This window comes from Kitasatospora sp. NPDC101108 (assembly GCF_055584725.1).
In genome coordinates this window covers 76,316-102,900 of sequence record NZ_JBVJLM010000024.1, presented here as the reverse complement: position 1 = coordinate 102,900, position 26,585 = coordinate 76,316, and the positions used below count along the sequence as shown (strand labels likewise).

General features: G+C 73.0%; 27 protein-coding genes. 13 read left to right on the top strand and 14 right to left on the bottom strand.

Annotation, left to right across the window (positions count from 1 at the left end; translation table 11 throughout):
- Positions 1 to 263, bottom strand: a 263-nt coding sequence (locus tag ACZ6Z8_RS33540; RefSeq protein ID WP_465613811.1) for an electron transfer flavoprotein subunit beta/FixA family protein, incomplete at its 3' end; no start/stop codon positions are given.
- Between the two features lie 371 nt (positions 264 to 634).
- Here ACZ6Z8_RS33540 and ACZ6Z8_RS33535 point away from each other — a divergent pair.
- Both ACZ6Z8_RS33535 and ACZ6Z8_RS33530 read left to right on the top strand, forming a co-directional pair.
- Positions 635 to 1,930, top strand: a complete 1,296-nt coding sequence (locus ACZ6Z8_RS33535) for a hypothetical protein (protein WP_465613810.1) — start codon at positions 635 to 637, stop codon at positions 1,928 to 1,930.
- Positions 1,931 to 1,935: 5 nt separating this feature from the next.
- Positions 1,936 to 2,577, top strand: a complete 642-nt coding sequence (locus tag ACZ6Z8_RS33530) for a hypothetical protein (protein ID WP_465613809.1) — start codon at positions 1,936 to 1,938, stop codon at positions 2,575 to 2,577.
- On the opposite strand, the gene ACZ6Z8_RS33525 is transcribed toward ACZ6Z8_RS33530, so the two are convergent.
- The gene (locus ACZ6Z8_RS33525; protein ID WP_465613808.1) at positions 2,546 to 4,708 is read right to left on the bottom strand and encodes a tetratricopeptide repeat protein; all 2,163 of its coding nucleotides are present in this window, start codon (positions 4,706 to 4,708) and stop codon (positions 2,546 to 2,548) included. The two genes, ACZ6Z8_RS33530 and ACZ6Z8_RS33525, sit on opposite strands and share 32 nt — an antisense overlap.
- A 264-nt stretch (positions 4,709 to 4,972) precedes the next feature.
- Between ACZ6Z8_RS33525 and ACZ6Z8_RS33520 the strand changes: the two genes are divergently transcribed.
- Positions 4,973 to 8,008 carry an AfsR/SARP family transcriptional regulator gene (locus ACZ6Z8_RS33520; protein ID WP_465613807.1) on the top strand — a complete coding sequence of 1,012 codons (3,036 nt, stop codon included), beginning with the start codon at positions 4,973 to 4,975 and terminating at the stop codon, positions 8,006 to 8,008.
- Between the two features lie 149 nt (positions 8,009 to 8,157).
- On the opposite strand, the gene ACZ6Z8_RS33515 is transcribed toward ACZ6Z8_RS33520, so the two are convergent.
- From ACZ6Z8_RS33515 to ACZ6Z8_RS33500, 4 genes are all read right to left on the bottom strand, one after another.
- Positions 8,158 to 8,955: a family 1 encapsulin nanocompartment shell protein gene (locus tag ACZ6Z8_RS33515; RefSeq protein ID WP_465613806.1), complete on the bottom strand. Its 798-nt coding sequence runs from the start codon at positions 8,953 to 8,955 to the stop codon at positions 8,158 to 8,160.
- A gap of 56 nt (positions 8,956 to 9,011) precedes the next feature.
- Positions 9,012 to 10,049 carry a Dyp-type peroxidase gene (locus ACZ6Z8_RS33510; protein WP_465613805.1) on the bottom strand — a complete coding sequence of 346 codons (1,038 nt, stop codon included), beginning with the start codon at positions 10,047 to 10,049 and terminating at the stop codon, positions 9,012 to 9,014.
- Positions 10,050 to 10,257: 208 nt separating this feature from the next.
- Positions 10,258 to 10,884 (bottom strand): FMN reductase, encoded by a 627-nt coding sequence (locus ACZ6Z8_RS33505; RefSeq protein ID WP_465613804.1) that lies wholly within the window; start codon positions 10,882 to 10,884, stop codon positions 10,258 to 10,260.
- Positions 10,881 to 12,026, bottom strand: coding sequence for an LLM class flavin-dependent oxidoreductase (locus ACZ6Z8_RS33500; RefSeq protein ID WP_465613803.1), 1,146 nt, complete (start codon positions 12,024 to 12,026; stop codon positions 10,881 to 10,883). Before ACZ6Z8_RS33500 ends, ACZ6Z8_RS33505 begins: the two co-directional genes overlap by 4 nt.
- A 169-nt stretch (positions 12,027 to 12,195) precedes the next feature.
- Between ACZ6Z8_RS33500 and ACZ6Z8_RS33495 the strand changes: the two genes are divergently transcribed.
- Positions 12,196 to 12,957 (top strand): PP2C family protein-serine/threonine phosphatase, encoded by a 762-nt coding sequence (locus ACZ6Z8_RS33495; RefSeq protein ID WP_465613802.1) that lies wholly within the window; start codon positions 12,196 to 12,198, stop codon positions 12,955 to 12,957.
- A gap of 178 nt (positions 12,958 to 13,135) precedes the next feature.
- Here the strand turns inward: ACZ6Z8_RS33495 and ACZ6Z8_RS33490 are convergent, their stop codons facing one another.
- Positions 13,136 to 13,705: a DoxX family protein gene (locus tag ACZ6Z8_RS33490; RefSeq protein WP_465613801.1), complete on the bottom strand. Its 570-nt coding sequence runs from the start codon at positions 13,703 to 13,705 to the stop codon at positions 13,136 to 13,138.
- Between the two features lie 193 nt (positions 13,706 to 13,898).
- On the opposite strand from ACZ6Z8_RS33490, the gene ACZ6Z8_RS33485 reads away from it, so the two are divergent.
- Together ACZ6Z8_RS33485 and ACZ6Z8_RS33480 are read left to right on the top strand one after the other, a co-directional pair.
- On the top strand, positions 13,899 to 14,492 hold the full coding sequence (locus ACZ6Z8_RS33485) for a TIGR03086 family metal-binding protein (RefSeq protein WP_465613800.1): 594 nt from the start codon (positions 13,899 to 13,901) through the stop codon (positions 14,490 to 14,492).
- 176 nt (positions 14,493 to 14,668) lie between these two features.
- Entirely contained in the window at positions 14,669 to 15,127 is a 459-nt protein-coding gene (locus ACZ6Z8_RS33480) for a hemerythrin domain-containing protein (protein WP_465613799.1), read from the top strand.
- A 49-nt stretch (positions 15,128 to 15,176) separates the two neighbouring features.
- Here ACZ6Z8_RS33480 and ACZ6Z8_RS33475 read toward each other — a convergent pair whose 3' ends face one another.
- Both ACZ6Z8_RS33475 and ACZ6Z8_RS33470 read right to left on the bottom strand, forming a co-directional pair.
- Entirely contained in the window at positions 15,177 to 15,965 is a 789-nt protein-coding gene (locus tag ACZ6Z8_RS33475) for a VOC family protein (RefSeq protein ID WP_465613798.1), read from the bottom strand.
- A 119-nt stretch (positions 15,966 to 16,084) separates the two neighbouring features.
- Positions 16,085 to 16,666, bottom strand: coding sequence for a Uma2 family endonuclease (locus ACZ6Z8_RS33470; protein ID WP_465613797.1), 582 nt, complete (start codon positions 16,664 to 16,666; stop codon positions 16,085 to 16,087).
- A 219-nt stretch (positions 16,667 to 16,885) separates the two neighbouring features.
- Between ACZ6Z8_RS33470 and ACZ6Z8_RS33465 the strand changes: the two genes are divergently transcribed.
- The 4 genes from ACZ6Z8_RS33465 to ACZ6Z8_RS33450 all read left to right on the top strand — a co-directional run bounded on the left by ACZ6Z8_RS33465 (position 16,886) and on the right by ACZ6Z8_RS33450 (position 21,553).
- The gene (locus ACZ6Z8_RS33465; protein WP_465613796.1) at positions 16,886 to 17,566 is read left to right on the top strand and encodes a TetR/AcrR family transcriptional regulator; all 681 of its coding nucleotides are present in this window, start codon (positions 16,886 to 16,888) and stop codon (positions 17,564 to 17,566) included.
- A 149-nt stretch (positions 17,567 to 17,715) separates the two neighbouring features.
- Complete coding sequence (locus ACZ6Z8_RS33460; RefSeq protein WP_465613795.1) at positions 17,716 to 19,251, top strand: MFS transporter; 1,536 nt, start codon at positions 17,716 to 17,718, stop codon at positions 19,249 to 19,251.
- 220 nt (positions 19,252 to 19,471) lie between these two features.
- The gene (gene qcrB / locus ACZ6Z8_RS33455; RefSeq protein ID WP_465613794.1) at positions 19,472 to 21,085 is read left to right on the top strand and encodes a cytochrome bc1 complex cytochrome b subunit; all 1,614 of its coding nucleotides are present in this window, start codon (positions 19,472 to 19,474) and stop codon (positions 21,083 to 21,085) included.
- A 27-nt stretch (positions 21,086 to 21,112) separates the two neighbouring features.
- Entirely contained in the window at positions 21,113 to 21,553 is a 441-nt protein-coding gene (locus ACZ6Z8_RS33450; RefSeq protein WP_465613793.1) for a PPOX class F420-dependent oxidoreductase, read from the top strand.
- 79 nt (positions 21,554 to 21,632) lie between these two features.
- On the opposite strand, the gene ACZ6Z8_RS33445 is transcribed toward ACZ6Z8_RS33450, so the two are convergent.
- A complete protein-coding gene (locus ACZ6Z8_RS33445) occupies positions 21,633 to 21,836 on the bottom strand; it encodes a hypothetical protein (protein ID WP_465613792.1) in 204 nt (67 codons plus the stop codon).
- Positions 21,833 to 22,102 (bottom strand): DUF1876 domain-containing protein, encoded by a 270-nt coding sequence (locus ACZ6Z8_RS33440; protein WP_465613791.1) that lies wholly within the window; start codon positions 22,100 to 22,102, stop codon positions 21,833 to 21,835. Before ACZ6Z8_RS33440 ends, ACZ6Z8_RS33445 begins: the two co-directional genes overlap by 4 nt.
- 156 nt (positions 22,103 to 22,258) lie before the next feature.
- On the opposite strand from ACZ6Z8_RS33440, the gene ACZ6Z8_RS33435 reads away from it, so the two are divergent.
- Complete coding sequence (locus tag ACZ6Z8_RS33435) at positions 22,259 to 23,098, top strand: YndJ family protein (protein ID WP_465613790.1); 840 nt, start codon at positions 22,259 to 22,261, stop codon at positions 23,096 to 23,098.
- A 101-nt stretch (positions 23,099 to 23,199) separates the two neighbouring features.
- Here ACZ6Z8_RS33435 and ACZ6Z8_RS33430 read toward each other — a convergent pair whose 3' ends face one another.
- The 3 genes from ACZ6Z8_RS33430 to ACZ6Z8_RS33420 form a co-directional block, all read right to left on the bottom strand.
- Positions 23,200 to 23,940: an anti-sigma factor family protein gene (locus ACZ6Z8_RS33430; RefSeq protein ID WP_465613789.1), complete on the bottom strand. Its 741-nt coding sequence runs from the start codon at positions 23,938 to 23,940 to the stop codon at positions 23,200 to 23,202.
- Entirely contained in the window at positions 23,937 to 24,491 is a 555-nt protein-coding gene (locus tag ACZ6Z8_RS33425; protein ID WP_465613788.1) for a sigma-70 family RNA polymerase sigma factor, read from the bottom strand. The genes ACZ6Z8_RS33430 and ACZ6Z8_RS33425 overlap by 4 nt, the downstream gene beginning before the upstream one ends.
- 129 nt (positions 24,492 to 24,620) lie before the next feature.
- Complete coding sequence (locus ACZ6Z8_RS33420) at positions 24,621 to 25,181, bottom strand: hypothetical protein (protein WP_465613787.1); 561 nt, start codon at positions 25,179 to 25,181, stop codon at positions 24,621 to 24,623.
- On the opposite strand from ACZ6Z8_RS33420, the gene ACZ6Z8_RS33415 reads away from it, so the two are divergent.
- Complete coding sequence (locus ACZ6Z8_RS33415; protein ID WP_465613786.1) at positions 25,129 to 25,731, top strand: thioredoxin family protein; 603 nt, start codon at positions 25,129 to 25,131, stop codon at positions 25,729 to 25,731. The two genes, ACZ6Z8_RS33420 and ACZ6Z8_RS33415, sit on opposite strands and share 53 nt — an antisense overlap.
- Before the next feature lie 8 nt (positions 25,732 to 25,739).
- On the top strand, positions 25,740 to 26,474 hold the full coding sequence (locus ACZ6Z8_RS33410; protein WP_465613785.1) for an alpha/beta fold hydrolase: 735 nt from the start codon (positions 25,740 to 25,742) through the stop codon (positions 26,472 to 26,474).
- The last annotated feature ends 111 nt before the right edge of the window (positions 26,475 to 26,585 follow it).

Genomic DNA, 26,585 nt, shown 5'->3' with positions numbered 1-26,585 from the left:
TTCACGTGGACGGCCTTGTCCGCACCCATCGACAGCGCCTTGCGCAGCGCGTCCTTCGCGTCGTCCGGACCCACCGTCAGCACCGTCACCTCGGCGCCGTCGTTCGCCTCGGCGATCCGCAGCGCCTGCTCGACGCCGTACTCGTCCAGCTCCGACAGGAGGCCGTCCACACCCTCCCGGTCGGTGGTGTGGTCGTCCGCGAAACGACGGTCACCCGTCGCGTCCGGCACGTACTTCACACAGACGACGATCCTCAAGCTCATGAGCGGTTTCTCCTGTCACGGGTGCACGGATGCACTGGATCCATGGCCTCGGGTCAGGCCGAGGGTACTGAGTGCCAAGTCCGGCCCGGCCGCGGTCGGCGCGCCGTGAGCGCCACCTGGACCGGCATGCCGTGTCGGCTCTCCCCGACTGGCGTCGGAGGCTCCACCGAGAGAATACGGCACTCAGTACCCCTGGTAAAGGCACTCAGTACCCTACCCGGTGTCCCGACCGCCTGGCGGCAGCCGGAAGCGGACACAAGGTTTCCGCAAGCCCCCGCCAGGTCCCGGCAATGAATCCGCCAGCCCGCCCGGGGAACATCGGCACCGGGCCTCGTCGAGGCCCCGACCTGCGGTCAAGGAGGGGGAAGGGAATGACCTTGGTGCACGGGGAACAGGACATCACGACCACCCACGGGACGCACGGCCACACCGACCGGACGAACGCGAGGGACGGCGCCGCCTGGAGCAACAACGGACCGTGGGAGACCCTGCGGGACCGCAAGCGGGTGCTGGTCGTCGCCCAGACCGTGGTGTACGCCCAGCGGCTGCACGACTTCTACTCGCTGCTCGCCTCCGACCTGCGGATCCACGTGCAGTTCACGGTGGCCCCGCACATGTTCAACCGCGGCGCCGCGGAGGGCCTGCTCGCCCTCGGCGCCACCGTACTGCCCTGGGAGCAGGCCGTCCGGCGCGAGTTCGACCTCGTCCTGGCGGCCGGCTCGCAGGGCATGGAGCAGCTGCGCGGGCCGGTCGTCCGGCTCCCGCACGGCGCCGGCAACATCAAGCTGTCCCGGCGCGGCGGGCCGGACGGCGAGCGGACGGCCATCGGGCTGCGCCCGGACTACCTGTACTGGGAGGGCAGACTCGTCCCGACCTCCTTCGCGCTGGCCCACGCGGAGGAGCTGGAGGAACTGGGCCGCAGCTGCCCGGAGGCGCTGCCGATCGCGGAGGTGGTCGGCGACCCCTGCTACGACCGGATCGCCGCCGCGCTGCCGCACCGGGAGCACTACCGGGCGGCGCTGGGGCTCGGGCCCGAGGAGAAGCTCGTCCTGGTCTCCTCCACCTGGGGGGCCGGCTCGCTGTTCACCCGGCTGGACGCCGTGCTGCCCCGGCTCACCTCGGAGCTGCCCCGGCAGGGCTACCGCGCCGCGCTGCTCGCCCACCCGAACATCGCGGCCGCGCACAGCCCCTGGCAGGTGCGGTCCTGGGCGACGGCCACCGCGCGCGGGGCCGTCTCGGTCGTCCCGCCGGAGGCGGACTGGCGGCCGCTGCTGGTCGCCGCCGACTACGTGATCGGGGACCACGGCTCGGTCACCCTGTACGCGGCGATGACCGGTGCCCCCGTACTCCTCGCGGAGTACCCGCACCACAACGTCAATCCGCGCTCGCCGTCCGCCCAGCTCGCCCGGACGGCACCCGCGCTCAGCCCCGGGCACCCGCTCACCGAGCAGCTCGCGTACGCCGCCGAGCAGTACCGCCCGGAGGAGTACGCCGCCATCGCCGCCCGGATCAGCTCCGAACCCGGCCGCTTCGACCGCAACGCCCGCCGGCTGCTCTACCGGGTGCTCGGGCTCGGCCAGCCCGCGCACGGCCCCGAGCCGACGCCGCTGCCGCTGCCCGGTCCGCTGGACGCGCCCCTGGCACCGGGCTCCCGGCGGGCCGGGTGAGCGCCGTGCTGCACACCGTGCGGCTCGTGCCGCTCGCCGGTCCGCCGTCCGAGGGGTACCCGGGCTCGCTGTTCGACGCCCGGGTGGAGTCCCCGACCGGCGCCCGCCACGGGCTGCTGACCGCGGCCCCGCCCACCGGGCCCGGTCGCGACCGGCCCGGCCCCGGCTTCGTGGACGAGCACCTGGTGCTCGACCTCACCGAACCGGCCGGCCCGCGCCGCCGCCGGCAGGCCGACGTGCTGCACCTCGGGCCGCTGCCGGCGGCGGACTCCGCGGCCCGGCTCGCCGGGGCGCTGTCCGCCCACCCCGGCTGCGCGGTCGCCACCGCCGAGCACCGCAGCGGAGCGGTGCTGCTGCTCGCCCGGACCGGGGCCCGGCTCCTCCTGCGGCCGGACCGCGGGGCGCGCCACCCCGGCGCTCCCGCACTGCCGCTCGCCCTCGGTTCGCTGGCGCACGCCTGGCTGGCCGCCGGGCGGGCGCTCAGCGAACTCGACCGCCTCGACTGCTCCGACCGATCCGACCGGTTCGGCCGATCCGACCGCTTCGACCACTACAACCGCTCCGACCGCTTCGGCGCGGCCGCCTGCCGGGTCAGCGCGGTGGCGGCCGGACGGCTCAGGCGTCCGGGCCGCCGGGTCGGGGGGTGACACCGGGACCGACCCCGTACGCGGCGAGGCGGCCGGCCAGTCTGGCCGCCTCGCCCGCGGCACCCACGTCCCGGTACCGGGCCAGCGACTGCTCGAACCGGGCACGCGCCCGCTCCGGACGGCCGCGCCGCTCCTCGACCTGCCCGGCGAACTCCAGCGTCCGCGCCTCCCAGTGCGCCGACAGCCCGGCCCGGAAGTCCGCGAGGGCCGCCTCCAGGCAGCCGTCGGCGAGTTCGTACGCGCCCAGCAGCCCGTGCGCCAGCCCCAGGAAGGCCGTCGCGCGGGCCGCCTCGTAGTGGTCCCCGATCGAGGACAGCTCCCGGCCCGCCCGCTCCACGGGCTCCACCGCCTCGGCCGCCCGGTCCGCCAGCAGCAGCACCTCGCCGTACGCCAGCCGGGCCAGCGCCGCACCGCGCAGGTAGTCCTGGGCCTCCCGCAGCTCCACCACCCGGTGCAGGCACTCGGCCGCCTCGGCCAGCCGGCCGGCCATCCGGTGGGTCTGGCTGAGCCCGTACAGCGCGTTCGCCTGGGCCAGCGGATGGCCCAGCTCCCGGGCGAGTTCCAGGGCCTCGGTGAACCAGCGGGCCGCCTCCTCCGCCTCGCCCGCGTTGCGCAGCCCGTTCCCGCCGGAGGTCAGCATCCGCAGCTCGCCGCTGCGGTCACCGGCCGTCCGGGCGGCCCGCAGACCGATCCGGTGGGCCTCGACCCACAGCCGCGCCGGGCGCAGCCGCAGGAACAACGGCCACATGGCGTCGGCCAGTTGCCAGGCGGCGGCGGGCCGGTCCAGCTCTTCGCACCAGCGCAGCACGTCGGCGAGGCGGTCACGCTCCTGGTCCAGCCACCTCAGCGCCCGGACCTCGTCCTCGAACTCCCGGGCCGGGTGGCGGGGCCGGGTGAGGTGGTCGCGGGCGAGGGTGCGGTGGCTCGGCGAGACGACCGCCTCGGCGGCCGTGGCCGAGGCCAGGTACCAGTCGACGATCCGGTCCAGCGCGGCCCGGCCGGCCTCGGTGCCCCGCAGCTCGCGGCCGTGCGTCCGGGCGTGCAGGCGCACCAGGTCGTGGAAGCGGAAGCGCTCCGGCCCGCGCTCCTCCAGCAGGTGCACGTCGATCAGACCGTCCAGCAGCCGGTCCGCCGCGGGCAGGTCCACGTCCATCAGGACGGCGGCGTTCTCCAGGGTGAACTCGCCGAAGGGCAGCAGGCCGAGCAGCCCGTAGAGCCGGGCGGCGCCGGGTTCCAGCACCCCGTACGAGGCGTCCAGCAGGTCCTGCACGGTCTCGCCCTCCGCGTTCAGCGCCGCCAGCCGGTCGGTTCCGCGCCCCAGCATCTCGGCGGTGGCCGCGAGCGGCTGGGCCGGCCGGGCGGCGATCCGCGCCGCCGCCAGGCAGATCGCCAACGGCAGTCCGGCGCAGGCGTCCACCACCACGGCCGCGGCGTCACTCTCCCGCGCCACCCGGCGCCCGCCGACCCGCGCGGCGAGGATCTCGGTCGACGCCTCCGCCGCGAGCGGCGCCAGCGGGCGGAACACCGCCCCGTCCATCCCCAGGCCGGTGAGCCTGCGGCGGCTGGTCACCACGACCACCGTGCCGTCCGAGCCCGGCAGCAGCGGCCGGACCTGCGCGGCCGTCGAGGCGTTGTCCAGGAGTACGGCGATCCGCCGCTCCGCCGCCAGGGAGCGCCACAGCGCCGCGCCCTCCGCCAGGCTGCGGGGCACCGGCGAGATCCCGAACGCCCGCAGGAACGCGCCGAGCGCCTCGGCCGGATCGGCGGGCCCGCCCGGGGCGTAGCCGCGCAGGTCCGCGTACAACTGGCCGTCCGGGAAGCGCCCGGACAGCCCGCGCAGCCACTGGGCGGCCAGCGCCGTCTTGCCGACCCCCGCCGGGCCGGTCACCACGACGGTCGCCTCCGCCGGGCCGGCCTCCCCGCTCAACGAACGGTCCAACGCGGCCAGGTCGGCCTCGCGTCCGATCAACCTCCGCGGGGAGGGAGGGAGTTGGCGCGGAACGGGGAGCGGCCGGGCGTGCAGGTGCAGCCCGCCGTTGATCGTTCCCGCCTGCACCACCGAACCACCGACGCCCCCGCCGCCGGTCAGCGAGTTGTGCACCACGCCGAAGGACGGGTCGGCGTCCGTCACCGGCGACCACCGCCCAGGGCCGATCCTGTCACTGGCTCCCCCTGCCGGTCGGCGAACTGCCGGTGTGCAGTTAGCAGATGACTTGTCGTCAAGTCGAGGACATTCCCAAAAGAGCCTCGCCCGAATCCCGTCGTGGTATAGCCGACCGCCCCGGACGCGTGCCATGCTCACCCGCGACACGGCAAGCTGGTAGCCAACCGGCGGGGGACGTCAATGAAGTTCCATCTCCTGGGTTCAGTCGAACTGTCGGTGAACGGAGAGCCATTGGCGCTCCACTCGGACAAACGGCGGCAGCTGCTGGCCGCGCTGGCCCTGGAGGTCGGAAGGCCGCTCTCCCACACGTCGCTCGCGTACCGACTGTGGGACGAGGAACCACCGCCCAGCGCACTGGCCAGCCTCTACAGCCATGTATCCCACCTCCGGGCCCTGCTGAGACGGGCCGCCCGTACCGGTGGGACGGAAAACCCGCGCGAAGTGCCCACGATCGACACCCGATCGCACACGTACACCCTGCGGGCCGACCCCCAACTCATCGACTGGTGGCGATATCTGGACCTGTCCCAACAAGCCGCCCTGCTCGCCGAGAACGGACTGGACCACCAGGCCAGGACCGTCCTCAGCCGCGCCGAGGAACTCTGGGGCGGCGAACCCCTGGCCGGCCTGCCCGGCAGCTGGGCCCGCGCCACCCGCGCCACCATGGCCGACCAGCGTTTCGCCACCACCCTGCAGCGCATCGAGATCGACCTGCGGATCGGCCGCCACCACGAACTCATTCCCGAACTCACCGCCCTGCGCGAGGACCGCCCCACCGACGAACGCCTCGCCGGCCACCTGATGACCGCGCTCCACGCGGCCGGCCGCCAGGCCGACGCCCTGGCCGTCTACCCGGCCGTCGTCCGGCTGCTCCGCGCCCAGCTCGCCACCGAACCCGGCGAAGCCCTCACCCGGCTGCACCGGCGGATGCTCAACGGAGAACCGCTGCCCGGCACGCCCGGACGGGTCGAACTCGCCCCGGCCGCCGGCCCCGAGTCGTCCGGCCCGCCGGAGCCGTCCGGCCCGCCCGGCCGGCATCGGCTGATCGGCCGGCGGGACGACCTCCGGCGTGTGCTGCCCGCCCCCGGGGGCGACCCCACCGGCGCCCGGGGAGGCGTCGTCACCGTCTCGGCGATCCTCGGCATGCCCGGAGTCGGCAAGACCACGCTCGCCCTGCACGCCGCCGACCTGATGCGCGAGCACTTCCCCGACGGCTACGTCTACCTCAACCTGCGCGCCCACGTCGGCAATCAGCCGCCGCTGACCCCGGAGGCCGCCGGCGCCCTGCTGCTGAGACGCCTCGGCGTGCCCGCCATGACCATCCCGCTCGACGCCGACGAGGTGTTCGCGCTGTGCGCCGAGGCCCTCTCCACCCGGCGTGCCGTCGTCGTCCTCGACGACGCCGCCGACGCCGCCCAGATCCGCCCGCTGCTGCCGCCCGCGCCGTCCGCCCTGATCATCGTCACCTCCCGCCAGCGGCTCGCCGAACTCCCGTGCGCCAGACCGGTGTTCCTCGACGTCCTGCCGGTGGACGACGCCGTCGCCCTGTTCAGCAACGTGGTCGGCCCCGACCGCTCGGCCGACCGGGAGCGCGTCGTCGAGATCGTCGACCGCTGCGGCCTCCTCCCGCTCGCCATCGAACTCGCTGCCAGCCGCCTCAAGGCCCGCCCCTCCTGGACCCTCGACCACCTCGCCCGACGCCTCTCCCGCAAGGGGCGGCTGGCCGAGATCCGCAGCGGCTCGTCCAGCATCGCCCGGGCCTTCGAGGTCTCCTACCAGTACCTCCCGTCCGGCCAGCGCTCGGCATTCCGGCTGCTCGGCCTCTACCCCGGCCCGGATTTCGGCGTGCATGCGGCAGCGGCCCTGCTGGGGCTGGCGATCGACGAAACGGACCAGGTGCTGGAGGCATTGCTGAACTGTCACCTGATCATCGAAATTTCGCCCGAAAGGTACCAACTGCACGATCTCCTGCGGGAGTTCGCAGTGGCAATGGGAGTGGAGGACGCACAGCGGGAGTCGGCGATCGAGCGGCTGCTCCGCTTCGCCCTGCACGCGGCCGACCGGGCGGACCGGCTGCTCTATCCGCGCAGGTCGCGGAGCGAAGTCCCGACCGATCATCAATTCGGCGGTGCGGATGATTTGTCGGGAGACATCGGAATCGACTCCCCCGCTTCGGCCAGGGCCTGGCTGGAGGGCGAGCACGCCGCCCTGATCGCCCTCACCACCCACTCGAACCACCCCGGGCTCGCCGAGGCGGGCGCCTGGCTCGCCCACGTCCTGGCCGGTCACCTGGACGCCGAGGCGTACTGGAGCGAAGCCCAGGCGATGCACCGGGCAGCGGCCTCGTACTGGCATTCGCAGGCGAACGACCGGCAGGAGGCGCGGTCGCTGATCGACCTGGGGGCGACACTGGCGAACGCCTCGCGCTACGACGCCGCCGCCGAGGCCCTCGAACGGGGCCTGAGCCTCGCCCGCACGGAGGGCGACCTCGACGCAGCGGCCAACGCCCTGAGCCTGCTCGGGCGGGTGCGGTGGAGCCAGAGCCGACTCGACGAGTCGCTGGCGATCCAGGAGGAGGCACTGGCCATTCGGCAGAAGATCGACGACCAGTGGAACGTCGCCCGATGCCTGGCGAACATCGGCATCGTCCACCGCTCGATGGGGAATTGCGAACTCGCGCTCCACACCTACAACCGAGCCCTGCCGATTTCCCGGAAATTCAATGACGGGGTTTTCGAGCTGCGGATCCTGAACAACATCGGCGACCTCCACCTGATATCGGGAAACACGTCCGAGGCACGCCGCACCTTCGAACAGATCCTGCGCATCGGACGCGACCGGATGTCCCAATTCGACCTCTCCGTCGTGCACGTGAACCTGGCCGCCACCCTGAGAATTCCGGAGGAGCTCGACTACGCCCTCCCGCTCTACCGATCGGCACTGGAGACCTTCCGGTCGATCGGCAGCGTCCGCTACGAGGCGGACGCCGCCAACGGCCTGGGCGCGGCCCTCCTGGCTGCCGGGCGGCACGAGGAAGCGCATGACCAGTACGCCATGGCGCTCGGCCTGGCGCGATCCGTCGGCACCACCCGGGAGGAAGCGGCCGCCCTCCGGGGCCTGGGCCAATGCGAGGCGGCGCTCGGACACGCCGACGAAGCCGTCGAACATTTGACAACAGCCGTCGGTCTCGCCGAATCGGTCGGGATCGCCGACGAGGCGTCCCAGGCCCGCGCGGCACTCGGCAAGCTTCGAGCGCACCCGGCCTGACTTATCGCATTTTGAGTAAAAACTGAAATAGCGCTAGCATCTCCGGGCACCGGCTCAATGAGCCGGTGCCTTCTTGCACCTGCAAGTTACCGTGGAGTACGCATGTCGATAGGTCACGGCCCCACCATCTGGGACATTCCCATCTGGTGTTAACCGTGTAGAGCGACGGCTGCCTCTCCCGTGTACACGCTGAATGTGAGCGACTCCTGTAGGTAAAGCTCTACCGTGTCCGCATCGTGGGAGAGGTAGCCCACCGAGACGTCCTGGCCCAGGCAGAGTTCGAAGTCCCCTCCCCGGGTGGACAACAGGAACGCCCCCTCGATCGCGGGGGCCCAGATGATGTCGCCGTCCAGCAGGCGGGCCAGGTGGTTGTGGACGGGGTAGCCGTGGTCGCTGGTCTCGTTGACGGCGGTGAAGGCCTCGGCTCCGAGCAGGAGTGAGTACGGCCCGCCGACGCCCGCCAGGCGCAGGGCGGTGAGTCCACGGCTCACGGCCTCCGGGTATTCCCTTACGTCCTCCGGGAGTTGGACCGGCGGGTTGGTGGAGCCGGCCCGGATGCCCTCGATCGCGGCGGCCCGGTAGCCCTCGAAGACGGCGCGGTCCTCGGCGCGGGCGAGGGTGCGGGCGGCGTCCTTGACCGGTTGCCAGTCGGAGTCCCGGGAGCCCCGTTCGACGTCGTCGACAGCGTCCCGGCCGACGGTGAAGGGCACCCGCAGTTCGACCACCGGGCGGCTGGCGCGGGCGCGGGCCCGGACGCCGTCGAGGGGCGGTTCGATGCCGGTGAGATGGCCCGTGCCGACGGCGGCGAGGGTGGTGCCCTCGGGGCCGGCGAGATCGACCACCCGGCGGCCGGCGATGTGGAGCTTGAAGGTCTGGCGGGCCTCCTCCTCGATCTCCTCCCAGGCGGCGGCGGAGACGGGGGCGAGTTCGCGGTGCAGGTTGTTCACGGTGCGGATCCTGTTCGGGGTCGGCTTCAGGCGGGCGGCTTCCAGGCGGGCGGCATTCAGGAGGTCGGCTTGAGGCTGCCGATGCCGAGCGAACCGTCCGGGCGCGTCCGAACAGCGGGACCGGCGGCGGGAACCTCAGCGGGAACGACGTCGGCAGCCCGGGCGGCCGGTGGCGGCGAGTCGAGGAAGTCGGCGGTCGGGACGTAGAACAGCGAGCCGGTGACGGCCGTGGAGAAGTCGAGCAACCGGTCGGTGGTGCCGGGCGGGTTGCCGATGAACATGTTGCGCAGCATCTCCTCGGTCACGCCGGGGTCGCGTGCGTAGCCGATGAAGTAGGTGCCGAACTCGCCGCCGCCGTCGAAGGATCCGAAGGCCATGTTGTAGCGGACGATCTTCTGTTCCTCGCCGTCCGGGCCGGTGATCACGGTGAGCGCGACGTGCGAGTCGGCGGGTTTGACGTCGTCGTCCAGTTCGATGTCGGTGAGCTTGGTTCGGCCGACCGCCCCTTCCTGCTGCTCGACGCTCAGCGCGTTCCACTTGTCCAGGTCGTGCAGGTACTTCTGGACGATGACGTAGCTGCCGCCCGCGAAGTCCGCGTCCTCCGCCCCGACCAGGGTGGCCTCGGCGGCGGCCCGGCCCTCGGGGTTCTCGGTGCCGTCGACGAAGCCGAGCAGGTCCCGGTCGTCGAAGTAGCGGAAGCCGTGCACGGCGTCGACCACCGTGGCCGCGCCGGCGAGGCGGGTGGTGAGCTGGCCGGCCAGTTCGAAGCAGAGGTCCATCCGCTCGGCCCGCAGATGCAGCAGCAGGTCGCCCGGGGTGGCCGGGGCGCGGTGGCGGGGGCCGGCCAGTTCCTGGAAGGGGTGGAGGCCGGCGGGCCGGGGGCCGTCGAAGAGGCGGTCCCAGAGCTCGGAGCCGATGCCGGTGACGCAGGTGAGGCCGCCGTCGGGGGCCCGGAAGCCGACGGACCGGCGCAGTCCGGCGAGGTCGGGCAGGAGGTCGCGGACGGTGTCCTCGCCACCGGCTTCGACGGTGAGGACCAGGAAGACCGCCGCGCCGGTCAGCGGCGAGAGGACGGCTTGCGGTTCGGGCTGCATGCCACCGATGACATCGCACAACGGACGCGTCGGCACGGTCGGCATGCCGCCGAACGGCCCCGACGACAGGGCCGGCGGCACATCGGGGATCGCTCCGAGGGGCCGTTCGGATGAGCGGGCCGCAGCGGCCGGACGTGCGCCGCGGGGCGGGTGCGCACCTTCGCGCACCCGCCCCGCGGCCGTCCGGCGTCGGACCCGCCGTCCGGCGTCAGACCCGCAGCGCCGCCAGCTGTTCGGCGAACGGGACCACCTGCTCGGGCACCGCCGCCCCCGCCGCCGGGCCGCGCCCGGCCAGCAGGCCCGCCAGCTCGCCCGCGGCGCGCTCGATCCGGCCCGGCAGGCCGTCGGTCAGCGCGTCCCCGGCCGTGCCCCAGTCGTCGGTGGCCGCGTACACGGCCGTCGGCAGCACGACCGCGCGCAGGTAGCTGAACAGCGGCCGTACGGCGTGCTCCAGGGCGAGCGAGTGCCGGGGCGTCCCGCCGGTGGCGGCGATCAGCACCGGCTTGCCGGTGAGCGCGTCGTGGTCGATCACGTCGAAGAAGGACTTGAACAGGCCGCTGTAGGAGGCGGTGAAGATCGGCGTCACCGCGATCACCGCGTCCGCCTCCGTCACCGCGCCGATCGCCCCGCGCAGCGCGGCGGCCGGGAAGCCGGTGACGAAGTTGTTGGCGATGTCCACCGCGAGGTCGCGCAGCTCGATCACCGTGACCTCGGCCTCCCGGTCCTGCTCGCCGAGCCGGCGCACGGTCGCCTCGGCGAGCCGGTCGGCCAGCAGGCGCGTCGAGGACGGCTTGCTCAGTCCGGCGCTCACCACCGCCAGCTTGAACGCGGTCACTTGGCGACCTCCTCCTTCTCGTGGGCCTCGCGGGCGTCGTGGGCCTCCTGGGCCCGGTGGCCGTCAGCGGCCTCGCGGGCCGCGACCAGCGCGGCGTGGGTCGGCCCCTCCGGCACCCCGGCCGGGCGGCCCTTGGCGAACTCCTCGCGCAGCACCGGCACGACCTCCTCGCCGAGCAGGTCCAGCTGCTCCAGCACGGTCTTCAGCGGCAGGCCGGCGTGGTCCATCAGGAACAGCTGGCGCTGGTAGTCGCCGAAGGTCTCGCGGAAGCCGAGCGTCTTCTCGATGACCTCCTGGGGGCTGCCCACGGTGAGCGGGGTCTGCTCGGTGAACTCCTCCAGCGAGGGCCCGTGCCCGTACACCGGCGCGTTGTCGAAGTACGGACGGAACTCGCGCACCGCGTCCTGGGAGTTCTTCCGCATGAACACCTGGCCGCCGAGGCCGACGATCGCCTGCTCGGGCGTGCCGTGGCCGTAGTGGGCGAAGCGCTCGCGGTAGAGCGCGATCAGCTTCTGGAAGTGCTCCTTGGGCCAGAAGATGTTGTTCGCGAAGAAGCCGTCGCCGTAGTACGCGGCCTGCTCGGCGATCTCCGGGCTGCGGATCGAGCCGTGCCAGACGAACGGCGGGACGTCGTCCAGCGGGCGCGGGGTGGAGGTGAAGGACTGCAGCGGGGTGCGGAAGCGGCCCTGCCAGTCCACGACCTCCTCGCGCCACAGCTGGTGCAGCAGCGCGTAGTTCTCGATCGCCAGCGGGATGCCCTGGCGGATGTCCTTGCCGAACCAGGGGTAGACCGGGCCGGTGTTGCCGCGGCCCATCATGAGGTCCACCCGCCCGTCGGCGAGGTGCTGGAGCATCGCGAAGTCCTCGGCGATCTTCACCGGGTCGTTGGTGGTGATCAGCGTGGTCGAGGTGGAGAGGATGAGCCGGTCGGTCTGCGCGGCTATGTAGCCGAGCATGGTCGTCGGCGAGGACGGGACGAACGGCGGGTTGTGGTGCTCGCCGGTCGCGAAGACGTCCAGGCCGACCTCCTCGGCCTTGCGGGCGATGGCCACCATCGCCTTGATCCGCTCGTGCTCGGTCGGGGTGCGGCCGGTGGTCGGGTCGGGGGTGACGTCGCCGACGCTGAAGATTCCGAACTGCATGCTGCTCACCACACTCCAGGAGGTCCCAGGTAGTCCAACTTTCAACCACCCTAGCAGTCTGCCGCGGATCGTTATTCCCCGGGTTCCCGCCGACAATGGAAGGCGGGCCCCGGCGGCCCCGTCAGCGGGCCCCGACAGCGGCCGGGCCCTCCGGAAGGACGGCGAACCGATGGCGCCGTACATCGCGGTGAGCGCACTGAGCCACGAGGGCCTGGTGCGGGAACACAACGAGGACAGCCTCACGGTCGGCCCCTGGACGCTCTGCGCCACGGTGACCACCAACCCGCAGACCCTGCTCTTCGCGCTCGGTCCGCCCTGCGTGGTCGCGGTGGCCGACGGCCTCGGCGGCCACCCCGGCGGCGAGGTGGCCAGCGCGCTGGTCGCCCGCCGGCTCGCCGCCGCCGGGGGCGGGCTGGACGACGAGGAGGCCGTCCGGGAGGAACTCCAGGAGTGCAACCGGGCGGTCTACGCCGCCACCGCCGGCGACCCCGAGCTGGCCGCGATGGGCACCACCGTCGCCGGACTGGTGCTGCTGCCCGAGCTGGCGATGGTCTTCAACATCGGGGACAGCCGGGTCTACCGGGTCACCGGGGACGGACTGGAGCGGGTGAGCGTGGACGACAGCCCGCCGCTGCCACCCGGCCGGCACACCACCTCGGTCGTCACCCAGACCCTGGGCGGCTCGCTCGGGCTCACCTTCGTCGAACCGCACGTGCGGACCTCGCCGCTGGCCGTCGGCGACCGCTACCTGGTGTGCAGCGACGGACTGACCGACCCGGTGCCCGAGGAGGAGCTGGCCGGACTGCTCACCCGGTCGTACGACACCTCCGAGCGGGCCGACGGGAAGGCCGCCTTCGAACTGTGGAAGGCGGCGATCGAGGCGGGCGGGCCGGACAACATCACCCTGGCCCTGGTGCGGATCGGCGAGTGACACGGCACCCGCCCGCCGCATCCCGGTGCACGCGGGGAACGCGGGGAACGCGGGGAACGCGGGGAACGCGGGGAACGCGGGGAACGCGGGGAACGCGGGGAACGCGCGGAGGCCGTGGCGGCGATCGGCCACCACGGCCTCCGGAACAGCGGGTCGAGCCCCCGCCGTCGGCTTCGGGCTACTTGCGCAGCAGCAGGATCACCCCGGCCGTCGCCAGGCCGACCAGTAGGGCGGCCACGCCGTACGCCAGGCGGTGCGCCTTCAGCACCGGCAGGAAGCGGTCCACCGCGTAGCGGCCGGGGCCGGTCAGCGCGAGGGCGGCGGCGCCCGCCGTCAGCAGCAGCTCGTACTCGTTGCCCTTGGGGGCGAAGAAGCCGCCACCCCAGGTGACGGCGATCGCGTTGACCATCGTGCCGACGACGGCGGCACCCGCCAGCGGGGTCAGCAGGCCGACGGCGAGGCCGAGTCCGCCCAGGACCTCGGTGAGGCCGGCGACCACGGCCATGGCGTTGCCCGCCGGGTAGCCGCTCATGGTGAAGAAGTGACCGGTGCCGTCGATCCCGCCGCCCCCGAACCAGCCGAACAGCTTCTGGCTGCCGTGCGCGGCCATGGTCAGGCCGAGCACCAGGCGCAGGAGCAGGAGTCCGGCGTCGTAGGCGTGCGAGGAGGTGGCCGTGGACCCGGAGCTGTTCCGGGCCGGGCCGGCGGGGCTGGTGGCGGCGGTCGTGCTCGGGCTGTTGCTCGGCATGCGCGTCTCCATCGATCGGGGTCGGTCGTAGGGGGTGTGGATGGTGGTGCGGCCGGGCGGGGTTGTGGCGCCCGCGCCTGTTGTTCAAAATTGAACCGGCCACTTCTTGACCGTACCGTGAAGTTCGAATTTGAACAACTGACGGTCCGTGAGCGACTCGCGCGCCCCGCCGGGACCGGCGCAGGGTGGAGACATGGCTCACAGCAGGCAACACCAGCGGTCCGACCGGCCCGACACGCCGTACTCCGAGGCCCTCGCCGCCTTCGACGAGCGGGTCCGCCTGATCACGCCCGACCGGTGGGACTCCCCCACCCCGTGCGCCGACTGGTCCGTCCGCGACCTGGTCAACCACCTCACCGCCGAGCAGCTCTGGGTGCCCGAACTGCTGATGGGCACCACCACCGGCGAGGTCGGGAGCCGGTTCGACGGCGACGTGCTCGGCGACGACCCGGTCGCCGCCTGGGCGGCCGCCGCCGAGGCCGCCCGGCAGGCCTGGGAGGTGCCCGGCGCCACCGAGCTCACCGTCCACCTCTCCTTCGGCGACGTCTCCGGGCAGGACTACCTGGACCAGCTCACCACCGACCTGGTCATCCACGCCTGGGACCTCGCCGAGGGCATCGGCAAGCGCACCCGGCTCCCGGGCGACCTGGTGGACTTCGCGCTCGGCGAGTTCGCGGGCTACGGCGACCTCTCCGGCAGCGGGATGTTCGACCCGCCGCTGCCCGTGCCCGAGGACGCGAGCCCGCAGACCCGGCTGCTGGCCCTCACCGGACGGCGGGACGGCTGAGGCGCGTCCGGCCGGGGCCGACCGGGGCGGGTCACGGGTTCGGGATTACCGGTTCGGGGTTACCGGTTCGGGGCTACCGGTTCGGTCCGGCTTCGGGATTCCGGGTTCCGTCCGGCGGCGCCGGATACTGGACGGTACGGGGGCAGTCCTGATCCCGGACGAGAGGCGGTCACGCCATGAGCCGCAGGCCGGACATCCTCGGCGAGTTCACCGCCGACCACAAGGCGGTCACCGAACTGCTCGACCGGGCCGAGACGGCACCGGCCGGCTCCACCGAGCGCGCCGAGCTGGTCGCCCGGCTCACCGACCTGCTGTTCACGCACTGCGCCGCCGAGGAGGAACACCTCTTCCCGGTCGTCCAGCACGACGTGCCCGAGGGCGGGGCACTGGTCTTCCGCAGCATCCACGACCACCTGGCGCTCGGGCAGTACCTCTCCGACCTGCAGGGACTCGACCCGGCCGACCCGGCCTTCGACACCCTGCTGCGCGGCCTCGCCGACACCCTCCGGCGGCACCTGGCCGGCGAGGAGGAGGTGCTCTTCCCGGCCGCCCGCAAGGCCCTGCCCGCGGCCGCCCGCGCCGCGCTCGGCGAACGGCTGCGGACGGAACGGGAGGCGCTCGGCGACCCGGAATGAGATCCCGGGCCGAGGCCGGCCCTTGCGGCGGCTCAGCCCTTGCGGCGGCTCAGCCCTTGGGGCTGATCACCGCGAACCGGGCGCCCTCGCGGTCCCGCAGCCGGGCCACCCGCCCGTAGGGGGTGTCGAAGGCCGGCCCGACCACCGAACCGCCCAGCTCCACGGCCAGGGCCAGCGCCCGGTCGGTGTCCTGGACGGCGAAGGAGATCTCCCAGTGCGGCGGCGTGCCCGCCGGGCCGCCCGCCTGCTCCTTGGCCAGCGCCGCGACGCTGTGCCCCTCCGCCCGCAGCACCACCCGGTCGTGCTCCCAGCGGACCTCGAAGCGTTCCGGGTCCCGGCCGTCCCAGCGGAACACCTCGCCGTAGAACAGCGCCGCCGCGAACGGGTCCGGGGTGCGCAGCTCGATCCAGACCGGCGCGCCCGGCAGGTCGAGTTTCCGGGCCCGGCCCAGCGGGCCCTCCCAGATGCCGAACACCGCGCCGGCCGGGTCCGCGGCGAAGGCGACCCGCCCGGCGTCGAAGGCCAGCGGGCCGACCGCCAGGGTGGCGCCGCGCTCGCGCACCGCGTCGGCGACGGCGTCGGCGCTCTCCGTCCCGAAGTAGCTGGTCCAGGCGAGCGGCACCGCCCCGGTCCCCGCGAGTCCCAGCCCGGCCACCGCCTCCCCGCCGGTCACGGCGTGCACGTACGGGCCGAAGCGCTCCGGCCCGGGCTCGAACTCCCAACCGAGCAGTGGGCCGTAGAAGTCCTTGGCACCCTCCAGGTCCTGGGCGATCAGGCTCACCCAGCACGGAACGGCCGCCACACAGCGCACCCTGGCGGTCGACTCCTCGCTGTCCATCGCGAACCTCCTCGCCCACCCGGCCGCCGGGCCCGTCCCGACTCCCACGACCCACCGGCCGCCCGGGACGCCCAGCCTAGGCCGACGGGGCTACCCGCCCCGGGAAGACATGGCCGGGCTCAGCGCACCCAGTTCTTCAGCGGCTCGGTGTCCAGGGAGATGCCGACGGGCTCGGGGATCCGGACGGTCTTGCCGAACGGGAGGGTCCGGACGGTCTCGTAGCGGACGCCGTCGGGCTGGCTGTGCAGGATGACCTCGGCGGAGTCCCGGTCGATCAGCAGGTAGACGGGAATTCCGGTCTCGGCGTAGGCCCGGGGCTTCTCGACTCGGTCGCGGCGGTCCGTGTCGGAGTCGAACGACGTGACCTCGGCGACCATGAGCACCTGGTCGGCAGCAGCCCAGTCACCCTGACCAACGAAGGCATCGGCGTCGGCCAGCGTGCCGTCCGGGCGGGCGAATCCTCCTCGGTAGCCCTGCACCTTGAGGCCTTGGTCATGCAAATACAGCTCCGGCCGAGCCTGGATGCAGATGCGGAGCAGCCACTGGATGATGCGGCCGTGGTCGCCGTCCGGCACGGGCTTGACCCCCAGCTTCCCGTTGATGAACTCCGGCCGCACGCCTTCGGCGGTCGTGGCCAGATGACGAGCGAATTCCTCGAACTGCTCGGGCAGCATCTGCGGGCGGTCGGAGATCGCGGTCATGGGCTTTGCTCCTTCGCCTGGGCACCCGCCGGAAGAACGAGCATGCGGGCGAGTGGTTACGGGGCGTCCGGCTCCTGACGATACCGACCACACCCGACACTCGCCTACATGTGACGCAGGCCACATCGCGGCCGGAAATTACGGGGACAGATTCCCCGTTTACGAGTACGTTGGCAGAAGCGGGGAGAACTTCCCCGGTATCCTGGAGGAGCAGTAGTCATGACCACCGTCGCCGCCGAGCCGGCCGGTTCCACGGGGAGTGTGCGTACGCCGAAGCTGCGTGCGGACGCGAGCCGGAACCGGGAGCGGATCGTGCTGGCGGCCCGGGACGCCTTCGTCGAGCACGGTGCGGACGCGCCGCTGGACGAGATCGCGAAGCGGGCGGGGGTCGGCAACGCCACGCTGTACCGGAACTTCCCGGACCGGGTGGCGTTGATCCGCGAGGTGGCGCTGCTCGTCAAGAGCCGCATCCTGGCGCTCGCCGAGACGGCGACGGCGGAGGCGGACGCACCTGACGGCGGCGGCCCGTTCGACGCCCTGCAGCGGTTCGTGCACGCGACCGTCGCGGAGAAGATCGGTGGCCTCTGCACCCTCTTCAGCAGCCACATCGACCCGCACGACCCAGACCTGACCGAGGTCCGGGAGCGCCTGCGGTCCGCCGTGGGCGGGCTGATGGAGCGCGCCCGGGCCGCGGGCGAACTCCGGCCGGACGTCGACCACGGTGACCTGTTCATCGCGATGAGCCAGCTGACCCGACCGCTGCCGAACACCGCCTGCCGACTGCTCGACGAGTTCGTGCACCGGCACCTGCAGATCTTCCTGGACGGTCTCCGCACGCCCGTCCACTCGGTCCTGCCCGGCCGCGCCGCGACCTTCGAGGACCTCCAGCCCAAGAACTGACCGACCACCAGCACCGACCCGACGCACCACCGACCGGCGCCGCGTCTCCCGACGCGTTCGCGCGCCCTCGCACCCGTACGGCAACCTGCCGTTCCCGTACGGCAGTTGACCGTTCTCGCACACCCACGCACCGTGAAATGGGTACCCCCATGTCTCAGACCGACGCCCGCCCGGCGACGCTCCCCGATCCCAGGCGCTGGAAGGCGCTGATCTTCATCGGCCTCGCCCAGCTGATGGTCGTCCTCGACGCCACCATCGTGAACATCGCCCTGCCGTCCGCCCAGCAGGACCTGGGCATATCCGACGGCAACCGCCAGTGGGTGATCACCGCCTACGCGCTGGCCTTCGGCGGCCTGCTGCTGTTCGGCGGCCGGATCGCGGACCTCTGGGGCCGCAAGCGGACCTTCATCGTCGGCCTGACCGGCTTCGCCCTGGCGTCCGCGCTCGGCGGTGCCGCGGCCAACACCGCGATGCTGCTCGGCTCCCGCGCCCTCCAGGGCGTGTTCGGCGCGCTGCTGGCGCCGGCCGCGCTGTCGCTGCTCGCGGTGACCTTCACCGAGGCCAAGGAGCGCGCCAAGGCCTTCGGCATCTACGGCGCGATCGCCGGTGGCGGTGGCGCCATCGGGCTGATCCTCGGCGGCTTCCTGACCGAGTACATGAACTGGCGCTGGACCTTCTTCGTCAACATCCCGTTCGCCGTGGTGGCCGCCACGGGCGCCGTCATGGTGATCCGCGAGCCGGCCGAGGGCCGCAACCGCAACAAGCTGGACGTCCCCGGCGTGCTGCTGGTGACCACCGGCCTGGTCTCCCTGGTGTACGGCTTCACCCGCGCCGAGTCCAACGGCTGGACGGCCGGCAGCACCCTGGGCCTGTTCGCCGCGGCCGTCGTGCTGCTGACCGCCTTCGCCGTGGTCGAGCGCACCGTCAAGGCCCCGCTGCTGCCGCTGCGCGTGGTCCTGGACCGCAACCGCGGCGGGGTGTACCTGTCGCTGGGCATGGCCGTGATCGGCATGTTCGGTCTGTTCCTCTTCCTGACCTACTACCTGCAGGTCGTGCGCGGCTACAGCCCGGTGCTGACCGGCGTCGCCTTCCTGCCGATGGTGGCGGGCATGATCACCGGCTCGACCCAGATCGGCGCCCGGCTGATGACCCGCGTCCCGGCGCGCTTCCTGATGGCGCCCGGCTTCCTGACCGCCTCGATCGGCATGTTCCTGCTGACCCACATCGGCCTGGACACCTCGTACCCGGCGCTGATCCTGCCCGGCCTGATCCTGATGGGCCTCGGCATGGGCACCGCGTTCATGCCGGCCATGAGCCTGGCCACCCACGGCGTCCAGCCGCGGGACGCGGGCGTGGCCTCGGCCATGGTCAACACCTCGCAGCAGGTCGGCGGCGCCATCGGCACCGCGCTGCTGAACACCATCGCGGCCAGCGCCACCACCACCTGGCTGACCTCGCACGCCCACGCCCTGGCCACCGCCGCCTCGCCCGAGGCCGCCAAGGCCCTGCAGTTCCAGGGCATGGTGCACGGCTTCACCACCGCGATCTGGGTCTCCTTCGGGATCCTGGTGGCGGCCGCCACGGTCGCCTTCACCTTCATCAACGCCGGCCGCCCCGGCGCCACGGGTGCGGGCGCCGGCTCGGACGCGGCGAAGGTCGACGAGGTGCCGGTGCTGGTGCACTGATCCCGCGCCGCCCCTCGGGGCGCCGCCCGTCCCGGTCACGTGGGTGCGTTCGCGGCCCGTCCGGTGTCCTTCCCGACACCGGGCGGGCCGCTCGGCGTTTCCGCCCCGGCCGTTCCGGCGAACGGACCCCGGCTAGAAGTGGGGAACGATCCCCGATTATTGTGGCCCCAGTGCGAATCGGGGAACTATCCCCGTTTCCTTCGGACTGAGGTGCGTGCACATGACCCGGAATCAGAACCCAGGGCGGGGGCGGCGGGCCGCCGACTGGGCGGACGGCCGGCTGGGGATCCACACCCTGGCCAGGGCCAACCTGCGGAAGATCTTCCCGGACCACTGGTCCTTCATGCTGGGCGAGATCTGCCTCTACACCTTCCTGATCATCATCCTGACCGGCGTCTGGCTGACCCTGTTCTTCAAGCCCAGCATGGGCGAGGTGGTCTACAGCGGCTCGTACGTCCCGCTCAAGGGCATCTCGATGTCCGAGGCCTACGCCTCCACCGTGGACATCAGCTTCGAGGTCCGCGGCGGGCTGCTGATCCGGCAGATCCACCACTGGGCCGCCCTGGTCTTCGTGGCCGCGATGCTCGTGCACATGATGCGCGTGTTCTTCACCGGCGCCTTCCGCAAGCCGCGCGAGATCAACTGGGTCTTCGGCTTCCTGCTGCTGGCCCTGGGCATGTTCGACGGTTTCTTCGGCTACTCGCTGCCGGACGACCTGCTGTCGGGCACCGGTATCCGCTTCATGGAAGGCGCGATCCTCGCGGTCCCGCTGGTCGGCACCTACATCCAGATGTTCCTGTTCGGGGGCGAGTTCCCCGGCCACGACATCGTGCCGCGGTTCTTCACCATCCACGTCCTGCTGATCCCGGGCATCATGCTCGGTCTGCTGGTCGCGCACCTGATCCTGGTCTTCTACCACAAGCACACCCAGTGGGCGGGCCCGGGCAAGACCGAGAAGAACGTCGTCGGCATGCCGCTGATGCCGGTCTACATGGCCAAGGCGGGCGGGTTCTTCTTCCTGGTCTTCGGCATCGTCGCGCTGATGTCCGCGGTCGCCACCGTCAACCCGATCTGGGCGTACGGGCCCTACCGTCCGGACCAGGTCTCCACCGACGCCCAGCCGGACTGGTACATGGGCTTCGCCGAGGGCCTGATCAGGGTGATGCCCGGCTGGGAGATCAGCCTGTGGGGGCACACCCTCAACCTCGGGGTGCTGATCCCGTTGACGCTGTTCCCGGTGATCCTCGGCGCCATCGCGGTCCACCCGTTCATCGAGAGCTGGGTGACCGACGACGACCGCGAGCACCACCTGCTCGACCGGCCGCGCAACGCGCCCGTGCGCACCGCCCTCGGCGCGGCCTGGATCAGCGTCTACCTCGTCATGCTCGCGGGCGGCGGCAACGACCTCATCGCCACCCACCTCCACCTGTCGCTCAACGCGATCACCTACGCGGTGCGGATCGGCTTCTTCGTCGTCCCGGTGGCCGTCTTCGTGGTCACCAAGCGCTGGTGCCTGGGCCTGCAGCGGCGGGACCGCGACAAGGTGCTGCACGGGCGGGAGACCGGCATCGTCCGCCGGCTGCCGCACGGCGAGTACACCGAGGTGCACGCCGGGCTCGCGCCCGCAGAACTGCACCGGCTCACCTCCCACGAACAGCCCCGCCCCCTCGAACTGCCGCCCGCGGCGGACGAGAATGGTGTGGCCCGGCCGGCGGGCGCGCTCACCCGCACCCGCGTACGGCTGTCCCGCGGATTCCACGGCGAGCACGCCCGGATCCCCAGGCCCACCGCCGAGGAGTACCGCGAGATCACCGAGGGCCACGGTCACCACTGACCCGCCCCCCGCGAGAGGGAGGAGATCATGCACGACCGAACCGGCCGGCTGGCCGACAGCAGGTACCTGCTGCTGACCACCTTCGGCGACGACGGCAGCCGACAGGACACGCAGCTGTGGGTCGTGCCCGACGGCACGGCGCTCGGCGTCTGGACCCCCGCCCACTCCGGCGAGGCCGAACGGATCCGGCGCCACCCCCGGGTGCTGATCGGCCCCTGCGACGCCCACGGACGCCCGACCGGCCGCCGGCTCCCGGCCCGCGCCCGGCTCTGCGACCCCGACGCGACCGCGCGCTACCGCACCTCGCTGATCAACAAGTACGGCCTGACCGCGCTGGTCGCGCTGGCCCGCAGCCGGTTCCGGGTGGGGCTGGCCGGGACGGTCGGGATCCGGATCACGCTGAACGAGCTGGAGCAGCGACTGGTCGGTCCGGAGTGGCGGCCGCCGGCCACGTACTGCGTCAACTGACCACCGGCGGGAGCCGGTTGACCCGCCGAGTGCCGGGACCCGCGGGGCCGCGGGCCCGGCACTCGGCGTTTCCCCGGACTCAGGTCCCCTCGTCCGGCGCCCGGGCCAGGTCCCCCGGTTCGCAGGCCTCGCGACCGGTCCCCACGTGCACCACCTTGACCGCCCGCTCGGGCCCACCGGGGACGACCTGCTGCTCGTGCCCGCAGCGCGGGCAGATCAGCGGGATGCGCGGGTGCTGCGGATCCCGTGCGGCCCGGTCGCCGGCGGGGTGCGGGACGGTCACGAGAGCGGATGGGTCGGGACCGGGCTGACCTCCTGGATCTCCCCGTGCGCCTTGGAGAGCAGCTGCGAGGCGAGGTCGTTGAGCGCGCGGGCCCCCGCGATCTCCTCGCCGACCCGCAGCTGTTCCGGGTCGGAGGGGTGGCGGCTGCTGTAGCCGTGGGCACGCAGTTCGCTCCCGTCGCCGAGCCGGAGCAGGGCGGCGGCGGTCGTCCGCGGGCCGTCCTCGCGGAACTCCATCTCGATGTGCCAACCGACCAGAGTCTTCATGGCGGATCACCTCCATCGGTTACCCCTCCAGAGTGCGCCGCACCCCACGTGAACACCAGGCCAGCCGGACCGAGGCCGAGTTGAACGCGTTCAACTCGGCGGCGTAGAGTCACCGGCGAGCCTATTTGAACGCGTTCAAGGGGGGGTGCGCCCGCCATGGGCAAGGGCACGACCGAACTGGTGGACCTGCTGGTCCTGCTCGGCATGGGCGCCGTCCTCCCGCTCGGGATGGCCCTGATCGAAGAACCCGGGCTCGCCCGGATCCGGCGGCTCTGGCCGCTCGCGGCCGTCCCCGGGGCGCTCTCGCTCTGGCTGCCGCGCGGCGCCCTGGCCACCGGCAGCGCCACCCTGTACGCCCTGGGCACCCTGCTGGTGGCCCTGCACGCGCCGCTGCGACTGGCCCGGACCCGCTCGCTCGCCCCCGCCGAGGTCGCCGTGCTCACCGCGCTGGCCGCGCCCTCGGTGGCCGGCGTCGCCCTGGTCGCCGAGCGCTCCGGCTACCCGCTGTTCGGCTTCGAACCGCACATCCTGGCGCTGACCGTTCCGCACTTCCACTACGCCGGCTTCACCGCCGCGCTGGTCGCCGGGCTGGTCTGCCGCGCCGACCACCGCTCGCGGCCGGCCCGCTGCGCCGCACTCAGCGTCCCGGCGGGCACCCTGCTGGTGCTCGCCGGGTACTTCCTGGGCAACTGGTGGCAGCTCGCCGGAGCCGTCGTACTGAGCACCGGAATGTGGCTGGTCGGCCTCATCAGCTGGCGCGAACTGCGGCCCCGGGCGGCCGACCGGGCCACCGCCCGGCTGCTCGCCGCCTCCTCCGCCGTCCTCGCCCTCACCATGCTGCTCGCCCTGTGGTGGGCGCTCGGCCGGGCCGCCGGGCTCCCCCACCCCACCCTCGGCTGGATGGCCGCCACCCACGGCCTGGGCAACGCCCTCGGCTTCGCGCTCTGCGCGCTCCTCGCCTGGCGCCGGATCAACCCTACGGAGACCCCCCGATGAACCACCCCGGCCACCCCGGCGACCACCCCGGCCACCCCGGCGACGACTACAGCTACCCCGAGCAGGGCGCCAGCCGCACCGGCGACCGGAGGGGCCGACGGTCAGGCCTTGTGGGCCGGGACGGCGACCAGCAGGGCGTCGGTGCCCTGGACCCGCACCTCGAAGTGGTCGATGTCGCGCGGCTGGAGGGCCGCGCCACCGGTGGTGCGCAGCGTCTCCCGGTTGTCGGTTCGCTCGTAGCCGCCCTCCGGGACGCTCCAGGTGGTGACCGTCTGGCGCTCGCCGTTGTGCGAGACGGCGACCAGGCGGCAGGTCAACGGTCCCTGCACGCCCGACAGTTGGAGATCGACCTCGCTGCCCCAGGCCTTGCCGTCGATGCCGACGGTGGCCTTGGCACCGGTGGCCGGGTCGGCGGCGCTGAACTGTTCCGCAACGGCCACCGCGGCGGGTGTGGTCTGGGCGGTGAGCACCGCGGCCGTGACGGCCGGGCCCGCCGCGACCATCGCGGTCGCGGCCAGGGCGAGGACCAGCCGCCGGATCCGGCCCCGCCGCCGACCGGCCCTGATCTCGGCGATCAGCCGGTCCAGGAGCCGGCCGTCCGGCATCGGCGCCGGCCCGGCCGGGTCCAGTCCGGCGGCCTTCACCGAGGCGCAGTACTGGGCCAACAGGCATTCCACCGTGGCGAGTTGGTCGGCCTGTTCGATGCACTCCGGGCAGCCCGTCAGATGCCCGTCGAACTCGGCTCGCTCGGCGGGCTCCAGCACGCCGAGGACGTAGGCTCCGACGTCCTCGTGCTGGGGGCCGACCGGCAGGCCGGGGACGGGGACGGGCCGATCGGTCACGATGTCACTCCCCGTTCCTCCAGCGCGAGCCTGAGCGAGCGCAGTGCGTAGAACACCCGCGACCGGACGGTCCCGGCCGGGATGCCCAGTTCGGCGGCCGCCTCCTTCGCGGTACGGCCCTTGAGGTAGGTCTCGGCGATGATCTCCCGGTGGGCGGGCGAGAGGTCGGCGAGCGCGTCGGCGATGGTCATCATCCGCAGGGCGCGGTCGATCTCGTCCTCGGCGGGCAGTTGCTCCAGGCCCTCCGTGTCGACCTCGCGCGGCCGGGCGCGGGCGCTGCGGTGGTCGTCGATCACGATCCGGCGGGCGACGGTGACCAGCCAGGGCCGCAGCGAGCCGGCCTGCGGGGCGAGCCGGTCGATGTTGCGCCAGGCCCGGACCAGCGTCTCCTGGACGACGTCCTCGGCACGCTGGCGGTCGCCCGCGACCAGGTGGAGGACGAAGGCGAAGAGCGGACCGGCGTGCTCGCGGTACAGGGCCCGCATCAGTTCCTCGTCGGCGTCCCCCGTGCCGTGCGCGGCGGAACCGCCGGCGGGGTGCTCATCGGTCACGACTTCATCCTTGCGCACCCCGGCCTCCCGGGCGAGGGCGGTGATCGACAGCCGTCAGCGGCCGTCGGTCCTCGCCGGCGGCGGCGATCGGGGTCGGGGGCGGTCAGTGGCCATCGGTCGAGCCCGTCGTCAGTAGCCCGGGGCGCTGGGCATCGGCGTGGGGGTGGCGGGTCCGGGCGCCGGGCTGCCGCTCGGCATCGCCCTGCCGCCGGTCGGGGTCACCGCGAACCAGGTGCCGGCCACGCCCTCGCCGTTGGTCTCGCCGGGCTTGGCGTCCTTCGAGAAGCGGTAGACCGGCGAGCCGTTGACGGTGACCTGCCCGGTGCCGTCGGAGCGGGTGACGGTGCCGAGCAGCTTGCTGTCGACGCCCTTGGCGGTGACGGTGCCGTGGGCTTGCTCGGGCGGCCAGAGCGTCGCGCAGTTACCGTTGCAGTAGGACTCCGGCGGGTTGGTCCCGTCCTGGTCGAAGCGGTAGAGCGTGAAGCCCGCGCTGTCGGTCACGATCGTGCCGAGCCGGGGGTCGTGCGCGACCTGCAGGGTGGCGCCGGCCGGAGCCCCGGAACCGCCCGACGCGCTCGGCGTGCTCGACCTGCCCGAGCCGGACGACCCGCAGCCGGCCACCAGGGCGGCCCCGGCGATGCCGGTGGCGGCGAGTACGGCGGCCCGGCGGGTGCGGGGTCTGCTGCGCATGGGACGCCTCCCGCCTCCGTCAACGGACTGGACAACTTTCTGTACGGACGGTGGCCGTCGCGTGCTCAATCCGGACGGCCCCCGGAATACCCCTGTGGGCATCACGGTTGTCCGGGGCACATGGCCTGTGCCGCCACTTCGGAAGGGAAGGATCCGCGAGATGAGCAACACGGTCGAGCTGACCAAGGAGAACTTCGACGACATCGTCCCGGGCCCGAAGGGCAAGGACTTCGTCTTCATCGACTTCTGGGCCGGGTGGTGCGGGCCGTGCCGGCAGTTCGCCCCGGTGTACGAGAAGGCCGCGGAGCGCCACCCGGACCTGGTCTTCGCCAAGGTCGACACCGAGGCCCAGCAGGAGCTGGCCTCCGCGTTCGGCATCCAGTCGATCCCGACGCTGGCGATCATCCGCGAGGGCGTGCTCGTCTTCTCCCAGGCCGGCGCGCTGCCCGAGCCGGTCTTCGAGGACCTGATCGGCCAGGCCCGCAACCTGGACATGACCGAGGTCAAGCGCAAGGTGGCGGAGGAGCAGGCGGCCGAGGGCCAGGCCTGAGACCCGCCGTGAGCACCTTCGTACTGGTTCCCGGGTTCTGGCTCGGGGCCTGGGCCTGGGACGCGGTGGCCGCGCCGCTGCGCGCGGCCGGGCACCGGGTGCACCCGGTGAGCCTGCCGGGGCTGGCCGAACGGGCGGGCGAGCCGGGCGACTTCGGGCTGGAGGAGCACATCGCCGACCTGTCCGAGCTGCTGGTGCGCGAGGACCTGTGGGACGTGGTGCTCGTCGCGCACAGCGGCGCCTGCGCGCCGGTGGGCGGCGTCGCCGACCGGATGCCGGAGCGGATCCGGCGGGTGGTCTACCTGGACAGCGGCCCGCTGGTCGACGGCGCCTCGGTGTACGACCTCTGGCCGCCCGACTTCCGGGCCGAGGCCGACGCCACGGCGGTGGACGGCCGCTTGCCGATGCCCTCCTGGGAGTACATGGCCGCCCACGGGTCCAGCACCGAGGGCCTGGACGACGCCGCCCTCGCCCGGATCCGCACCCGGCTCACCCCGCACCCGGTCGGGGCCTACCGGGACCGGCTGCGGCTGACCGGCGCCGGGGCCGCACTGCCGCAGGCTCTGATCTCCTGCTCCCTCCCGCTCGAACAGGTGCGGGCGCTGATCGCGAGCGGGCACCCGTGGTTCGCCGGGATGGACCGGCCCAACTGGGAACTGCGCGAACTGCCCACCGGGCACTGGCCGATGTTCTCCCGCCCCGCCGACACGGCCGCCCTGCTGGCGGAGCTCGCGGCAATCTGAGCCCGTCCGCGTGTTCGCCCGCGCGCGGGCCGGTCCGCGTCGCAGGATGGGGCCCACGCCCGGGTGCCGTCCACAGCGGCCACGGCCGGGCGCGACGACGCGAGGCCCGCG

What these genes read in the sequence shown, in the direction of transcription:
- ACZ6Z8_RS33535 (WP_465613810.1), top strand. Translation starts at nt 635, where the DNA reads ATGACCTTGGTGCACGGGGAACAGGACATCACGACCACCCACGGGACG.
- ACZ6Z8_RS33510 (WP_465613805.1), bottom strand. Translation starts at nt 10,049, where the DNA reads ATGCAGCCCGAACCGCAAGCCGTCCTCTCGCCGCTGACCGGCGCGGCG.
- ACZ6Z8_RS33500 (WP_465613803.1), bottom strand. Translation starts at nt 12,026, where the DNA reads ATGCAGTTCGGAATCTTCAGCGTCGGCGACGTCACCCCCGACCCGACC.
- ACZ6Z8_RS33495 (WP_465613802.1), top strand. Translation starts at nt 12,196, where the DNA reads ATGGCGCCGTACATCGCGGTGAGCGCACTGAGCCACGAGGGCCTGGTG.
- ACZ6Z8_RS33490 (WP_465613801.1), bottom strand. Translation starts at nt 13,705, where the DNA reads ATGCCGAGCAACAGCCCGAGCACGACCGCCGCCACCAGCCCCGCCGGC.
- ACZ6Z8_RS33485 (WP_465613800.1), top strand. Translation starts at nt 13,899, where the DNA reads ATGGCTCACAGCAGGCAACACCAGCGGTCCGACCGGCCCGACACGCCG.
- ACZ6Z8_RS33480 (WP_465613799.1), top strand. Translation starts at nt 14,669, where the DNA reads ATGAGCCGCAGGCCGGACATCCTCGGCGAGTTCACCGCCGACCACAAG.
- ACZ6Z8_RS33475 (WP_465613798.1), bottom strand. Translation starts at nt 15,965, where the DNA reads ATGGACAGCGAGGAGTCGACCGCCAGGGTGCGCTGTGTGGCGGCCGTT.
- ACZ6Z8_RS33470 (WP_465613797.1), bottom strand. Translation starts at nt 16,666, where the DNA reads ATGACCGCGATCTCCGACCGCCCGCAGATGCTGCCCGAGCAGTTCGAG.
- ACZ6Z8_RS33465 (WP_465613796.1), top strand. Translation starts at nt 16,886, where the DNA reads ATGACCACCGTCGCCGCCGAGCCGGCCGGTTCCACGGGGAGTGTGCGT.
- ACZ6Z8_RS33460 (WP_465613795.1), top strand. Translation starts at nt 17,716, where the DNA reads ATGTCTCAGACCGACGCCCGCCCGGCGACGCTCCCCGATCCCAGGCGC.
- qcrB (WP_465613794.1), top strand. Translation starts at nt 19,472, where the DNA reads ATGACCCGGAATCAGAACCCAGGGCGGGGGCGGCGGGCCGCCGACTGG.
- ACZ6Z8_RS33450 (WP_465613793.1), top strand. Translation starts at nt 21,113, where the DNA reads ATGCACGACCGAACCGGCCGGCTGGCCGACAGCAGGTACCTGCTGCTG.
- ACZ6Z8_RS33440 (WP_465613791.1), bottom strand. Translation starts at nt 22,102, where the DNA reads ATGAAGACTCTGGTCGGTTGGCACATCGAGATGGAGTTCCGCGAGGAC.
- ACZ6Z8_RS33435 (WP_465613790.1), top strand. Translation starts at nt 22,259, where the DNA reads ATGGGCAAGGGCACGACCGAACTGGTGGACCTGCTGGTCCTGCTCGGC.
- ACZ6Z8_RS33415 (WP_465613786.1), top strand. Translation starts at nt 25,129, where the DNA reads ATGCCGGTGGCGGCGAGTACGGCGGCCCGGCGGGTGCGGGGTCTGCTG.
- ACZ6Z8_RS33420 (WP_465613787.1), bottom strand. Translation starts at nt 25,181, where the DNA reads ATGCGCAGCAGACCCCGCACCCGCCGGGCCGCCGTACTCGCCGCCACC.